This is a genomic window from Enterococcus sp. DIV0170 (assembly GCF_051710765.1).
Taxonomy (GTDB): domain Bacteria; phylum Bacillota; class Bacilli; order Lactobacillales; family Enterococcaceae; genus Enterococcus_A; species Enterococcus_A raffinosus.
In genome coordinates this window covers 601,749-615,448 of the sequence record NZ_JBIOLG010000002.1, presented here as the reverse complement: position 1 = coordinate 615,448, position 13,700 = coordinate 601,749, and the positions used below count along the sequence as shown (strand labels likewise).

Here is a 13,700-nt window from a genome sequence, read left to right as displayed (position 1 = left end):
ATATCGCTGCCTTCACTTTTACTTTTATTCATTATCTTAAATTAGAAAAAGCCCCAAACTTCGTCATTAATTCATCGAATCCTGGAACAGTTTCTTCCCGGTTCCAGTCTCGTTGTAATTCACAAGCGAGTTGAGCAATTGAAGTTAATTGCGCACCGGCTTGTTCAACACGGCGTAAAGCAGTTTCGTGAGCGATAGGCGATGTTCCACCAACAGCATCAACGATTGGATAGACCTCGTAGCCTTCTTTTAATGCATCCAGTGTCGGGAAGGTCAAGCAAGCTTCTGTCCATAAAGCAAGGATCAAGATTTTTTTCCGCCCAGTCGCTTTAATGGCTTCATTATATTCTTTGTCTTCCCAAGCATTGATTGAGCTGCGGTCATAAGATGGGACATCTTCACCGACAGCTTTTTTCAAGACAGGGATCGTATCGGTATTCCAGCCTTTTTCTACATTTACAGTAGAAAGAACGATGGGAATATTGTAAAGCTTCGCCAGTTCAATAACGATCTCTGTATTACGAATCAATTCAGAACGGTTCATAGAATTGATAGAATTGATTTGTGTTGGCTGGTAATCAATCACAGTCAAAACAGTATTATCTGGCGAAAGCAATTCGTCTTCGGTTCGTTTATCATAGCTAGTCATTTTATCCACTCCCTAATTTTAATACGTTCATTGTAACGCGGAATGGAAAAAATCACGAAGATTTCGTTTTATCTGGATTCCTTCAGCTTTTTGAGAAAAAGGGAGGACGCATTAGAAAAGACCTGCTTCTTTTTCCAAATCACACTGATGGTTGAGTGAAGAGAAGGTTCTAATGGAACAAAGACCAAATCGCTGTCTGTTGTATTGATGATCCCATCAATACAAAACGCAACTGCTGAACCTTCCTTAACCAAAAGTGAGGCATTATAAAGCAGGTTATAGCTGCCAACAATCTTGTAATTACTTAAATTTCCACCCAGCCATTCTGATAGTTGATTATTTACTAACGATTGGCTAGAAATGAGCAATGCCTGATCCTTTAAATCCTTTGGCGAAACAGCATTGCTTTGGGCTAACTCGTGCTGTTCGTTTACTAAAATCCCCCAATGATCAGAAACAGGCAGGGAAAGGTATTCATATTTTTGCTTTTCTACTGGGTCAATAACCAAACCGAAATCAAGTAGGCCTTTATCGATTTTATCTTTTACATCATCTGCATTGCCACTATACATATGAACATTTACGTCTGGGTAATCAGTTATTAGTTTGTTCAAAATTTTGGAGAGGACTTGGAAGGCTTGTGTTTCTCCGCCGCCAATCGTGATTTCACCACCAATAATCTCGTTTTTTTGCAGATTTGTGGTAGTGGTATCGACTAAGGACAAGATTTCTTTGCCGCGATTTTGCAGATAAACACCATCTTCTGTCAGTGAGATTTCTCGATTTCCGCGAATAAATAATTGTACCCCTAATTCTTCTTCTAAATCCTTCAACTGCTTAGATAAAGTAGGCTGAGAGAGATGTAACACCTCAGCGGCTTTACTGATTGTTCTTTCTCTGGCGACGGTTAAAAAATAATTCAATACACGTAATTCCATGATGCCCCTCCTATAACCTAAAGCGATAGCTAGCTATTCAGTATAAGTATTATTCATTGCAAGTATAGCGAAGTATACTTAAGTCAGCAAGTAAGGGAGGTCAAAAAGAATGAACAAACATGAGCTGTTAGCTAAAATCCAAGGAATAGAAATAGTACCTGGCGCCGCTGTTTACGATGAGATTCACGAGCTAAAGGCCGACAATGAGCAGCTTGTAATGGAAATGAACGAGAAGTATCATGCTCCTGAAGAAGTCCGACGATATTTAGAAAGGATCACTGGAAAAGAAATAGCAGACTCTGTCGCAATTTCACTTCCATTTTACACTGATTATGGAAGACATATCTCGTTTGGCAAAGACATTTTTATCAATCAAAACGTCATGTTCGTTGACTTAGGTGGAATTGTGATTGAGGATCATGTATTGATCGGACCGATGTGTCGAATTATCACGGTCAGTCATTTAGTTGAACCGAAAAAAAGAAGAGGGATTTCCGTTTCTTCAGTCAAAATTGAAGAAAATGCTTGGTTAGGTGCAAATGTAACGGTACTTCCGGGTGTCATTGTTGGTAAAAATTCAATCGTAGCAGCGGATTCTACGGTGACAAAGGATGTCCCAGAGAATGTTATAGTAGCAGGAACTCCGGCTAAGATAGTCAAAGAAATCAAAGAATAGGAATACAAGTTTTTTTAAGGTTTATATAGAAGCTTTCCATTAGAAAAGGAGTAGATAGGGATGAAGCTTTTGCGAAAACTTCTTTTTATAGGGTTATTTTGCAGCTGTTTTATATTTCTTTCCGGCTGTGGAACTGCTGATTCTTCTCGGGAAATAAATGCACCCAGTAAGATTAGTAAGGGGAGTGAAACGATCCAACTAAAAATGAATGGAAACGACTACCAGATCGATTTAGAGAGAAATACAACTGCTGAGGAGCTACACGAAATTCTACCAGAAGAATTTGCGATGAAGGATCTGCATCAAAATGAAAAATATTTCGAACTTCCACAAGCACTTCCCGTTCAGGCAGAAAAGGTGGGAAAGATTGAAATAGGAGATGTCTTGCTCTATGGGGACCAAACATTGGTAATCTTTTATCAAAGTTTTGAAACAAGCTATTCCTACACAATAATCGGTCGCATAAGACAACCGGAACTTCTAGCGGAGCAATTGGGAAGTGGGGATGTAGTTGTCGAAAGAATTCAGTAAGAAGAAAGAAAAGCATGAGAATGAAGAAGCACGCGCAACGATCATTTTTCCGATCATTGCGCGTGTTTTTACAGAATACTTTGCTTGATTGCTGGATCAATAATATCTTCTAGTTTGAATCGCTGGTTTTCATAGCTTAAGTCAAAGATTGCGCAGTTAGGAAATGCCCGAACCAATTCATTTTCATCGCCCTCCCAAATCGTCTGAAGAAAACTGACACAGGCGCCGTTATGTGAGACTGCTAAGACATTCTGATGATCTTCCTGCGCCATGATTCGATGCAAGCCAGTTGTCATTCGTTCTTGAACCTTTGACATGGATTCGCCACCAAATTGAAGATAAAAAGACTCGAAATATTCCTGCCCCATAGGCTGTAAAAACTGCTGTTCACCTTCATAAGAACCAAAGCCCATTTCCTTTAGTTCCTTCAGGCGTTGATAAGGCCTCCCGTCAGTAACTATTTCTAGCGTATCACTAGCCCGTTCCTGAGTAGAAGAGTAAAGATGATCAAAATGAATCGCTTGTTCATAAAAATAGTCTCGGGCTTGCTTAGCTTGTTGAATGCCTTTTTCAGTTAAAGGGGAATCACAGGCCCCTTGGATTTTTTTTAATTGGTTAAAAAGCGTTTCTCCGTGACGCATTAAAAATAGCTTCTTTTTCATAGCTGCCTCCCATTCATTCACTAATTTAATAGTATCAAAAGGAGAGTGTAAGCGCATCATTATTTTTCTTTCGACTTTCCCTTCTTATCCTTCGAATAAATAGTCGGCGTTAATTTTTCTATTCTCCCAACCAGCCAAAGCAAAAATGATTGAAATCAATCGAACATAAATGAAGCCTGTATCTGGAATCATTTTGATCGTAGGAAAGAAATTTATGGATGGGAAACGATGGTAATAGAACTGCGGATATGTATTTTCGTTAAGATTCATCAAACGTCCCTCCAATCATAGGATACACTCCTTTTATTCTACTTTATATAAGTCATTTTATAGAGGAACTATAAAATAGACAAATTCGAAATTCATTAAAAATTCATATCAGTTATCGTTTATTTGATGAAAAAATATTACTAGCCATTTATGTGGACAAAACAAGTCTATGGATATATAATATCGACAAAAGGAGGAGATTGTTTGAAATTATCATCGTCTTATGTCCAAGCAATAGGAATTTTAGTCATGTTGGCAGAATTACCGGAAAATGAATCATTAAAGGCCAGTGAAATCAGCAAGCGAATGAATGTCTCCCACACGTATCTTCAAAAGATTGCATCAAAACTCAAGCATGCGGATTTAATCGAGTCCTATGCATCCAAGCAAGGTGGCTATAAGCTAAACAAAACAAAGGAGGAAATTAATTTTCTCGATATTTTTTTAGCGGTGGAGGGTGAGAATCAGTTCTTATCACAGGTAAATTTGGAGCCAATCCATGCGATGTTTATGGATAAAGAACTCATTAAAGAAAAATCAGATGTAGTTAAGAAAATACATTCGAATGCACAGGAGATATATTTTGAACAATTACGTTCGCATCGATTAACGGAAATTTTGCCAAAAACAGCTGATGGTGATTTTTTGACGATTGATTGGAAAAAAATAGTAAATGAAGAATAGGAGAGATTAACATGTCATTTAAAGATGAAATCAATAACTTGAAAGAAAGCTTTCAACAAACAAAGGAACAAGGAGCTAAATTAGGAGAGAAATATAGCGAAGAAGGAAAAAAAGTCGGCGAGGAGTATGCAGAGAAAGGGAAAGCCGTAGGCAAACAATTTAAAGATCTTTCCTCTTCGATCAAAGATCGATTTAAATAAGAGTTTTTAAACAGAAGAAGTAGAACTTTTTAGGTGGGAAACATAGGGGATGACTACCGCCAAAAAAATTTATATGCAGATTGAGAGGATTGCTAATGTGTACTAGTTTGACATTAACCACCAAATCAAAGGAACATTTTTTAGCAAGAACCATGGATTTTGGTTTTCAGCTTGAAGGAAGGCCTGTATACATTCCGAGAAATTATACTTGGAAGCAGCAAGCAGATGCAGATCAAAAAACGATTTTTGGATTTGTAGGTACTGGAAGAAATTTAGGAGAATATTTTTTAGCGGATGGTGTGAATGAACAAGGCCTCGCAGTTGCTGAACTCTATTTTTTGAACGAGGCGAAGTATTCTTCTGAAATAAAAAAGAACAAAATAAATTTGGCTCCTCACGAATTTATTATGTGGTTGCTAGGAAGTATCACGGATATTTCTGAACTAAGAGTAAAAATTGCTTCGATAAATTTAGTAGATGAAGCGGTTCCTGTACTAGGCTTTGTTCCACCCCTTCATTTTATCGTTACAGATAAGAAGGGTGAAACGGTGGTCATCGAATCGGATAGCGGTGAATTGGTAATAAAAGAAAATCCAGTTGGTGTCATGACCAACAGTCCAGAATTCGGTTGGCACTTAAAAAATTTAAACAATTATCTGAGTCTTCAGCCAAACAATTTTCCAACGAAAAAAATTGATGCCTTCGAAGTGGCCCCCTTTGGGCAAGGTTCTGGAACATATGGGTTGCCTGGTGGGTATACTTCACCTGAACGATTTGTTCGAACAGCTTATCTCCGTTCGTTGACAGATTCAGGAAGTACCTTAGACGAGGCGCTAAATGCAATCACCAAGATTTTAGATAATGTAACCATTCCTAAAGGTGTAAACATTAAAAATGATGGTTCAGTGGATTACACACAATATCGCTCCATTTTCGATGTTACTGAGGGAACCTATTACTTTAATCCTTACGAAAATCAAGAAGTTTTTAAGCTTACTCTGAATGAGGAACTGTTAAGTAAAAAAGAACCAGTAGAATTTGAGTATAGCGAAGCATTTAAAACAACTAGTCTAAACTAAAAAACAATCTATTTGGAAATCCCTCTTCCAAATAGATTGTTTTTTGATCTCAAGCTTTAGTTTAAAAATTTATTTGCTAACTAATTTTCTTTAAGAAGTAAATAGAAAAACCAATGAGTGAAGTACCTAATACAATCCAGATAGCACTACTCTTTTTATCATTTGTTTGCGGATAACGTTTCTTTGTTTCTGCTTTTGTGATTACTTGTTTCTTTGTAGACTCTGTTGTTGTAATTGCTGGTACACTAGAGCTAGTCGACTCAGAAGACGCAGGTTGTGAGCTGCTAGGTTCGGTACTGCTAGGTATAGTCTTTTTGTACGTATTGGTTAAGATAAAGTGATTATTTTCTTGGCTGGTAGACAACTCGAAGTCAGCTGGAATATTCACTTCATTGATACTATAGCTGATTGTGTCACCGGCATTGTTGTACAAGGGAAGGTCATTATTCACTCCGAGTGCAGGGACAGTTGTAATTGTTGCTTTAAAGTTCTTTTCCTTTTTCAGAGCCATGGTATCTGAAGTAGTCCAAGCAGTAGAGGTCACTAAAGGTGTACGACTCACTTGATAATCGATTTTTTCTGGAATCAAGGATTCTGGTGTGTTTTTCCATTTCTTTTCTAATTCCAGTGATACTTTTGGTGCTTTAATAGATGGAATTGGAAAATCTAAAAGGGTCCCATCGCTATTTGGATCTAAAGTAGTCCGTTGATTACACAAATACCAAAAGTCGCCTTTAAAGTCGTTGGCTTCTGTATTCAATCGAATTTGATAAGTCAATGTGACACGATCATCTTCTCCTAAAGATAATTTGGAGAGAGTGATGACTTGATTTTGTTCCGACACACTCGGAAGATTTGTTTGTTGTTCCAATGCATTCCAAGTACCGCTGGCATCTCTTCTCCATGTAGTCAAAGTATAGTTTTCTGGTATGAAGTTTCCGCTTCCTTGTAGTAGGATATCTTTTCCCATAGGGTCAGTGACCGTTCCATTAGGGACTGTTTTTGCTACAGAAAGAATGATATCTTTCAAAGCTTCGCCTAAATCAACAAGATTTTCATCAATAGAGCGGTAATGACTTTCCTTATCCGCGATATTTTTGGCGATATACCCGCCTCTATCTGTAGGAGCTGTACCAATTGAGTAGGAGATGATGCCTGTTCTTTTTAATGATACGACTGTTCCCAATGTTGCATCCGTAACAACTGCTCTATCAACAAGCGTGCCATTGGTATCTGAAATGTTATCACTTGTATTGAACTTCTCCGAGCTTGTTTGGAAAGCTGTATAATAAGAGTTAGTATGCCATCCATTATAGTCAGTGATTTCTCCATTATTCACATATGACGCCGCATTATCAACTGGCAGGTAGCTGCGATTGGCACTTCCGTCTCCGATGTGGATCAACATTTTTTCAGCATCAGCTCGACTATGATTTACAAAAAGGTCTTGGGCAGCATATAACCCTTTTTGAATGAAGGTTCCCGTATGACTTTCCGCCGTATTGGTTAAAAAGTTCTCTAGTTCGGACATATCATTTGTAAATCCATTCGTACTGTACACGTTTCGATTATAAGCAACGATGCCGATTTTTACTACACCATTGGACAAAGAACTGCCTAATTCATTGCCGAATTCTTGAAGCCCTTTTAAGGCATTAGCCAACTTTTCTCCTTTCATCGAAGAAGAGTAGTCAATAACTAAAACAATATCTAATGGTGAATGGGAGACTTGATTTCCTTTAATGTCCAATGTTACATCAAAAAGACCTTGTTTTTGCGGATTAGCCTTAACGGTTTTCTTCACATAAGCTTGATCATCATAGTTGACAAAGCCTTCATTATCAATAGGAATATCTTGCGTCCCTTGATATCCATAATTGTAGGTATCGCCATTTGCAACTCCGTTAGTTATATAATTTCCTGTTTGCGTAGACTCATAATGAAATTTGTTTTCATCAGCCATTACTTTATTGGAATTAGCAATGAAAAAAACGAATAGTACTGAAAGTATTCCACCGATAAAAATAAAATATTTATTTTTCATAATATCCTCCAATGATATTTATAATAGCTAAAGTATAGCACCGTTTAAGTTATAAATCATGTGATATACTCCACGATTGAGAATTTATAATAATGAATTCATTCTAAAAATAATATTACTAAAATTCGAAAAAACATTTATTCTGCTGTTGTTAGATTTTTTAAATTCTTATTATTGTTAATAAGTAGTTTCTGGAAGCTATTGTAAACGCCATTATCCTGATAAAAATTCCTTATACTTAATGAAAGGAATTCTTAAAAAAAAATTATGTGAATAAAACAAAGTCCTTTTATTGAATTACAAAAATAGTTTCTCGTTTGAATAGTGTTATCACGAATTCAAAAAAGACCGCCCAGTAAAACTTTTTTGCTGGGCGGTCTCTATTTATAGTTGTTAACTATAAAACAGTTTAAAATCAATATCCTGTTCATGATTTCCAAATTTTTTGCCATAGATTGTACAACCACCGACATTTTTCGCATCGGATTTGACCTCGATCCTTAACGTCCATAGCTGTGTGTCATTTGAGTTGAAATCAGTAATTTTTGTAGGCGATAGAGGTTCGCCCTCCATATAGGTTCCATGATCCATGATTCGAATAGTTTTTAATAGTCCATATTGGTTCAAGTTGTCAGGATACCATGCCGGATTATTTTTTCCACGAATATCTGAGAAATCACCAGGAGAAGTCCAGGTTCCTAAGTCTTTTCCATTCAATGAAAAAGAAATGTCAGAAGGCCAATTATTATTCGAAAAAGGAAACTCTGAAGCAATTTCCATAGAGATTTCCAGCATTTCAAGTTTTTGCTCTTTCTCTAATAGATTCGGAATTTGATATTCGATGTAGCCTTGGGTGAACCAAAGTATTTGTGCGTTCATTCGCGAAGGATCCATAAAATATTTTGGATGATCATTAATTCCGATGAAATCGTCAGACGTCGCCAATCCGCAAGGCGGAACAATGGAGAAGTTGGTGTATTGACCAATCGGAATAGAAGTATCCAAGGTATTGTAGGCGGTATAAATTTTTTTAGGAAAATTCACGGTAATCGAGTCAACCTTTAAGCTGGAAACTTTTGAACGACCAAGTCGATCTGTGGTAATTAGCCCAGCTGTTTCTAATTTTTTTACATGCATGGTAACAATTGCACTACTGAGTCCTAGTTCTGAGGCGAGTTCTTTCACGCTCATTTTCTTTTTGGAAAGCAACTGAATGATTGTTAGCCGTACAGAGCTAGCCAATGCTTCATATACTGGGAGAGAGTCTTGAGAAATATCTAGCTGCATAAAAATCTCCTTTGAATTAATGATTACCTTAATTATACTCTTGATAAGAGAAAAATCAACGGTTTAATGTTAATTAAAATATTAATCTGTTGTGTTTTTATGGTTAAAGATTAATAAATTTATGTTTGACACAGCGGTAATATTGATTTATGATGAAAAAGTAAAAGAAAAGCGCTTTCTATTTACTTTTTGGATTAATGTAAATGTTAAGGGAGATTATTATGGTAAACAATCAAAAAAAGCATTTTTGGAGTTTTGCTGGAAGTCACTTTGCGTATTTCTTCTCTTGGGCAGTTGTCTATGGCTACTTAACCTTATGGTTGGAGCAGGTTGCCGGATTAGGCGGGACAGCAGCAGGCTTACTGTTTTCGGTAATGGCAGGTATTTCGTTGATTTTTCAACCAATTTTTGGAATCGCTTCCGATCGATTGAAGTTCAAGAAGACGTTGTTAGCAGCTATCTCTGCTAGCGCTATATTTATAGGACCTTTCTTTCAGTGGCTTATGCTGCCGTTATTGGGAATTAATTTATATTTGGCGGTTTTAGTTGCGGGACTATATTTAAGTTTTGTTTTAAATGGCGGTGTCGGAGTCATTGAACAATACATTGAGCGTGCGAGCTGGGTCAATAATTTTGAATATGGACATTCACGCATGGGAGGATCTTTAGCAGGAATTGTTGCGACTTTAATAGCAGGGAGATTATTTGTTTGGAATCCCACAGCAATTTTCTGGGCTTGTTCTATTGCTGGAACAATTTTAACTATTCTCGTTCTCTTTTTCGATAAGGTGGATGTGTCTGAAGCGGAGGCTGTAGGATCCACAGATGAAGAGGAATCAAAGCTAGATCGAAAAACAATTTTCTCGATTTTTAAACTGAAAAATTTCTGGGCGCTGGCACTTTTTTATATTGGTGCTGCGGCTATCTATGATGTATTTGATCAGCAGTTCATTGTTTACTTCAAGAGCTTTTTTGAGAATGGAAATGATGGCACCATTATCTACAGTTACATGGCTTCAGCGCAAGTAGGTTTGGAATTATTGTTGATGATTCCGATGCCTTACATCATTAATAAGATTGGCGCGAAGCGAGGATTGATCATTTTCGGATTTATTACTTTTATACGTATATTTGGTAGCGCTCTCTCTCCAAGCTATCCATTCTTGATCTTTTTCCGAGTGCTGGCCGGATTAGAAATGCCATTGCTGCTTGTATCCATCATGAAGTATATCTCACATACATTTGATCGGAAATTATACGCGACAATCTATATGCTGGGCTCAAACTTTGCCAAGCAGGTTTCTGTTTTTATTTTTTCTACGATTTCTGGTAGCTTGTATGATGGTATCGGATTTCATAAAACCTATTTGTTGTTAGCAGGGTTAGTCCTGATTATCACGATTATTAGTATCTTCACCTTAGAAAACGACCAAAAAATGAACACACACTTACTTCTGCCGAAGATGCAGTTGAAGTGAGGTAATGGAGGAAAATCATATGCAAAAACACTACAACAATCCAATTGTTTTAGAACGAGCAGATCCATGGGTATACAAACATCAGGATGGCTGGTATTACTTTATGGGCTCTGTACCTGGTTACCAAACACTGGAATTACGAAGAGCCAAATCACTGAATGAATTAGGAGAGGCAGAAGCAGTAACAATTTGGCATGCACATAAAACAGGAAATATGAGCCAATTAATTTGGGCGCCAGAAATTCATTTTATTCAAGGGAAATGGTACATCTATTTTGCTGCCAGCGATCATGCTGAAATTCGTGATCAGTACCATCACCATCGGATGTTCGTATTAGAAAATGAACACGCGGATCCGTTCGAGGGAGAATGGGTGGAAAAAGGGCAAGTTGTGACACAATTTGAGAGTTTCAGTTTAGATGCGACTACTTTTGAACATCAAGGGAAGCTTTATTATGTATGGGCACAGCTAGATCCTCGAATTCCTGGAAACTCGAATCTATACATTTCTGAAATGGACAATCCATGGACGCTAAAAGGAAAACAAACGTTGTTGACGATTCCTGAATATGACTGGGAAAAAATTGGTTTTTGGGTCAATGAGGGTCCTGCGGTTATTCAACGCAACGGTAAAATCTTTATTACCTATTCTGGTAGTGCAACAGATGAAAACTATGCGATGGGATTGCTTTGGGCAGATGAAACGAGTGATCTATTGGACGGCTATTCTTGGCATAAGAGCCCGCAGCCAGTTTTTGTTTCTTCTGAAAAGAATCATCAATACGGTCCGGGACATAACTCCTTTACTAAGAGTGAGGATGATTCAGAGGATGTGTTGATCTTCCACGCTCGACCTGAGAAAAATAAAAAAGGGGATCCGTTAGATAACCCTAATCGTCACGCGAACGCCCAAGTTTTTTCTTGGGATGAAGCTGGCTTCCCGCAATTTGGAGAGCCGGCTGGTTATAGAGAAAAAGAAACAGTCCGATAGTTAAAGATATAAGTTCGAATTAGACTTGGCCATCCGCCAGGTCTTTTTTGATAAAAAAGAGAACAATGGTCTTTCTTTTGGAACCTAATTCCGTTTATGAATCGATAGTTAACTAACGCTTATTACTAAAGACACTTCCTCATATCTCTAGATATTCCCAATACTAACCCTCCACTATAACACCACCCTTTAGAGCTTTGCTAAGATTAGGAAGAAAGGGGAGATTGGATGAAGACAATGACAGAGGAACGCTACCTAGCAGAGGTAACCTTGAAGCTTAAAAGCAAAATTTCTGAAGTTGAAGAAACCTTGGATAAGAATGAAGCGAATTACAAAGAATTGAAGCATTATACAATTGACTATAAAAATGAATTGGATAAATACGAAGTGTACAATCACCACCAAAATTTGAATTTTATCGATAGTCGAAGTGTTTTGGAAGCCAACATCCTAAAAAAATTAAACTATCAGAAGCAGACGCCTTATTTTAGTAAGATTACCTTTCAATTCGATGAAGAGGATGAATCGGAGGACTTTTATATTGGACGTTATGGTTTTGCGGATCGTTATGGGGAGCAGCTGATCTATGATTGGCGAGCACCAATCTCCTCTCTGTATTACGATTTTTCTCTTGGCGAGGCTTTTTATGAATCTCACAATCGAAAATTTTATGGGAAGTTGCAGTTAAAACGTCAATTTGAAATCAAAAACGGAACGATTAATTTTATCGTTGACACTAACGATGCGATTAACGATGAACTCCTCATGCGAGAACTTGGGAAAAGCACATCAAATGAAATGAAAACCATCATTCATACGATACAAAAAGAACAGAATGAGGCAATTAGAGATACAAAGACAAAAAATCTGATTATTCAAGGTGCCGCTGGTTCAGGAAAGACCTCGATCGCGCTTCACCGCATGGCTTATTTGCTGTATCAAAAGAAAGAAGAATTATCCGCTTCAGATATTTTGATCCTTTCACCAAATCAAGTATTTGCGGATTACATTTCCACAGTGTTGCCGGAGTTAGGTGAAGATGAACTGCCTCAAGTTGACATAGTCAGTCTCGGGTCAATGTTCATCGAAGAAAAGTATCAAGTTACTGATCGCCAAGACGAATTGAAAGAAGTCATGGAGAATCCGCACTCAGATCAAGCACAGGTATATCGCTACAAGCAGTCCAAAGAATTTTGGGAGGTGTTTTTGAATCACTATGAACAAATGAAAGCCAAGCTCTATTCAGCAGACATCGCTATTGAAGGTCAACTCATTTCCACAAAGGACATCAAAAAGTATGTCACTCAGCAGACCCAAAAAAGCTTATTTGAAATCATCCAAGAAATTTCTTATTTGCTTAGCAAACGTGTCTCAGAACACCGACGTGAAGTCTTTGTAAAGGAGCTAATGAAGCAGTTCAAAAAAAGAATCAATGCTACAGGCAGTTTGTCAGACTATTATCGCTTTTTATCAGCGATGAACATACCTTATTATATAGAAGAAAAAAAGTTGATTGCTTACTCTGATCTGTACCCTTATTTATATTTTAAGAACATGATCGAGGGAATTAGACCAAACAATCAGATTAAACATTTAGTGATTGATGAAATGCAGGATTATTCGTTGCTGCAGCTATCCTTGATTGAGCAATTGTTTCCTTGTCAAAAAACTATTTGCGGAGATGTTCATCAATTCCTGGTTTCCTATGAAGATGATTTTCTTTCAACGATCCAAGCGATCCTTCCAAATGTACGACTGGTAAAGTTTTTGACCAGTTATCGTTCTAGTTTCGAAATTATGACGTTTGCTAAACAATTTATCACTGAGAAGGAATTGATTCAACCCATAGAACGACATGGAAAAGAAGTAGAGGTTCAACCCTATACCAAAGAAAAAATGGCTAAAAAAATTGTAGAATTTAATGAAAGCGACTATAGCTCTTGTGGTATAATTTGTCAGAATTGGCAGGAAGCTGCAGCGATCGAAGCGGATTTCCCAGAGGAAAACATGGTTCGTTTTGAGAAAGACACGAAGAAAATCTCTGAAGGAATTATTCTGACAACACCTCAATTCGCCAAGGGGTTAGAGTTTGATCAGGTGATCTTACCAGATATTCGTGCCGACCAGCTAGGAAAAAAAAGTAATAAGTTATACACTAGCTGTTCCCGTGCGCTGCATGAATTGACCCTTTTCATTAAAGAGTGAGGAAAG

At 37.5% G+C, this 13,700-nt stretch carries 14 protein-coding genes; 8 read left to right on the top strand and 6 right to left on the bottom strand.

Annotated elements, in window-relative coordinates:
• Window positions 1–31: 31 nt before the first annotated feature.
• Both IGI50_RS18555 and IGI50_RS18550 read right to left on the bottom strand, forming a co-directional pair.
• A complete protein-coding gene (locus tag IGI50_RS18555; RefSeq protein WP_010743394.1) occupies window positions 32–649 on the bottom strand; it encodes a hydrolase in 618 nt (205 codons plus the stop codon).
• 68 nt (window positions 650–717) lie between these two features.
• On the bottom strand, window positions 718–1,587 hold the full coding sequence (locus tag IGI50_RS18550; RefSeq protein WP_438778061.1) for a LysR family transcriptional regulator: 870 nt from the start codon (window positions 1,585–1,587) through the stop codon (window positions 718–720).
• A gap of 109 nt (window positions 1,588–1,696) precedes the next feature.
• On the opposite strand from IGI50_RS18550, the gene IGI50_RS18545 reads away from it, so the two are divergent.
• Window positions 1,697–2,263, top strand: coding sequence for a DapH/DapD/GlmU-related protein (locus tag IGI50_RS18545; protein WP_438778060.1), 567 nt, complete (start codon window positions 1,697–1,699; stop codon window positions 2,261–2,263).
• A gap of 60 nt (window positions 2,264–2,323) precedes the next feature.
• Window positions 2,324–2,794, top strand: a complete 471-nt coding sequence (locus IGI50_RS18540; RefSeq protein WP_438778059.1) for a cyclophilin-like fold protein — start codon at window positions 2,324–2,326, stop codon at window positions 2,792–2,794.
• A gap of 68 nt (window positions 2,795–2,862) precedes the next feature.
• Here the strand turns inward: IGI50_RS18540 and IGI50_RS18535 are convergent, their stop codons facing one another.
• A complete protein-coding gene (locus IGI50_RS18535; protein WP_070509470.1) occupies window positions 2,863–3,456 on the bottom strand; it encodes a histidine phosphatase family protein in 594 nt (197 codons plus the stop codon).
• 84 nt (window positions 3,457–3,540) lie between these two features.
• On the bottom strand, window positions 3,541–3,726 hold the full coding sequence (locus IGI50_RS18530; protein ID WP_438778058.1) for a hypothetical protein: 186 nt from the start codon (window positions 3,724–3,726) through the stop codon (window positions 3,541–3,543).
• A 204-nt stretch (window positions 3,727–3,930) separates the two neighbouring features.
• Here IGI50_RS18530 and IGI50_RS18525 point away from each other — a divergent pair, with 204 nt between their 5' ends.
• The 3 genes from IGI50_RS18525 to IGI50_RS18515 all read left to right on the top strand — a co-directional run bounded on the left by IGI50_RS18525 (window position 3,931) and on the right by IGI50_RS18515 (window position 5,689).
• The gene (locus IGI50_RS18525) at window positions 3,931–4,410 is read left to right on the top strand and encodes an Rrf2 family transcriptional regulator (RefSeq protein ID WP_222227195.1); all 480 of its coding nucleotides are present in this window, start codon (window positions 3,931–3,933) and stop codon (window positions 4,408–4,410) included.
• Between the two features lie 11 nt (window positions 4,411–4,421).
• The gene (locus IGI50_RS18520) at window positions 4,422–4,610 is read left to right on the top strand and encodes a hypothetical protein (RefSeq protein ID WP_070509468.1); all 189 of its coding nucleotides are present in this window, start codon (window positions 4,422–4,424) and stop codon (window positions 4,608–4,610) included.
• Between the two features lie 95 nt (window positions 4,611–4,705).
• Complete coding sequence (locus IGI50_RS18515; RefSeq protein ID WP_438778057.1) at window positions 4,706–5,689, top strand: choloylglycine hydrolase family protein; 984 nt, start codon at window positions 4,706–4,708, stop codon at window positions 5,687–5,689.
• 76 nt (window positions 5,690–5,765) lie between these two features.
• Here IGI50_RS18515 and IGI50_RS18510 read toward each other — a convergent pair whose 3' ends face one another.
• Window positions 5,766–7,733, bottom strand: coding sequence for a VWA domain-containing protein (locus IGI50_RS18510; RefSeq protein WP_438778056.1), 1,968 nt, complete (start codon window positions 7,731–7,733; stop codon window positions 5,766–5,768).
• Between the two features lie 393 nt (window positions 7,734–8,126).
• Window positions 8,127–9,020 carry an ArsR/SmtB family transcription factor gene (locus tag IGI50_RS18505; RefSeq protein WP_070509465.1) on the bottom strand — a complete coding sequence of 298 codons (894 nt, stop codon included), beginning with the start codon at window positions 9,018–9,020 and terminating at the stop codon, window positions 8,127–8,129.
• A gap of 221 nt (window positions 9,021–9,241) precedes the next feature.
• Here IGI50_RS18505 and IGI50_RS18500 point away from each other — a divergent pair, with 221 nt between their 5' ends.
• From IGI50_RS18500 to IGI50_RS18490, 3 genes are all read left to right on the top strand, one after another.
• Entirely contained in the window at window positions 9,242–10,498 is a 1,257-nt protein-coding gene (locus IGI50_RS18500; RefSeq protein WP_438778055.1) for an oligosaccharide MFS transporter, read from the top strand.
• A gap of 19 nt (window positions 10,499–10,517) precedes the next feature.
• A complete protein-coding gene (locus IGI50_RS18495; RefSeq protein ID WP_438778054.1) occupies window positions 10,518–11,489 on the top strand; it encodes a glycoside hydrolase family 43 protein in 972 nt (323 codons plus the stop codon).
• A gap of 228 nt (window positions 11,490–11,717) precedes the next feature.
• Complete coding sequence (locus IGI50_RS18490) at window positions 11,718–13,694, top strand: HelD family protein (protein ID WP_438778053.1); 1,977 nt, start codon at window positions 11,718–11,720, stop codon at window positions 13,692–13,694.
• Window positions 13,695–13,700 lie beyond the last annotated feature (6 nt).

Coding starts and splice junctions, on each gene's coding strand:
- IGI50_RS18550 (WP_438778061.1), bottom strand. CDS start 1,587: ATGGAATTACGTGTATTGAATTATTTTTTAACCGTCGCCAGAGAAAGA.
- IGI50_RS18505 (WP_070509465.1), bottom strand. CDS start 9,020: ATGCAGCTAGATATTTCTCAAGACTCTCTCCCAGTATATGAAGCATTG.
- IGI50_RS18540 (WP_438778059.1), top strand. CDS start 2,324: ATGAAGCTTTTGCGAAAACTTCTTTTTATAGGGTTATTTTGCAGCTGT.
- IGI50_RS18495 (WP_438778054.1), top strand. CDS start 10,518: ATGCAAAAACACTACAACAATCCAATTGTTTTAGAACGAGCAGATCCA.
- IGI50_RS18520 (WP_070509468.1), top strand. CDS start 4,422: ATGTCATTTAAAGATGAAATCAATAACTTGAAAGAAAGCTTTCAACAA.
- IGI50_RS18535 (WP_070509470.1), bottom strand. CDS start 3,456: ATGAAAAAGAAGCTATTTTTAATGCGTCACGGAGAAACGCTTTTTAAC.
- IGI50_RS18490 (WP_438778053.1), top strand. CDS start 11,718: ATGAAGACAATGACAGAGGAACGCTACCTAGCAGAGGTAACCTTGAAG.
- IGI50_RS18545 (WP_438778060.1), top strand. CDS start 1,697: ATGAACAAACATGAGCTGTTAGCTAAAATCCAAGGAATAGAAATAGTA.
- IGI50_RS18510 (WP_438778056.1), bottom strand. CDS start 7,733: ATGAAAAATAAATATTTTATTTTTATCGGTGGAATACTTTCAGTACTA.
- IGI50_RS18530 (WP_438778058.1), bottom strand. CDS start 3,726: ATGAATCTTAACGAAAATACATATCCGCAGTTCTATTACCATCGTTTC.
- IGI50_RS18500 (WP_438778055.1), top strand. CDS start 9,242: ATGGTAAACAATCAAAAAAAGCATTTTTGGAGTTTTGCTGGAAGTCAC.
- IGI50_RS18555 (WP_010743394.1), bottom strand. CDS start 649: ATGACTAGCTATGATAAACGAACCGAAGACGAATTGCTTTCGCCAGAT.
- IGI50_RS18515 (WP_438778057.1), top strand. CDS start 4,706: ATGTGTACTAGTTTGACATTAACCACCAAATCAAAGGAACATTTTTTA.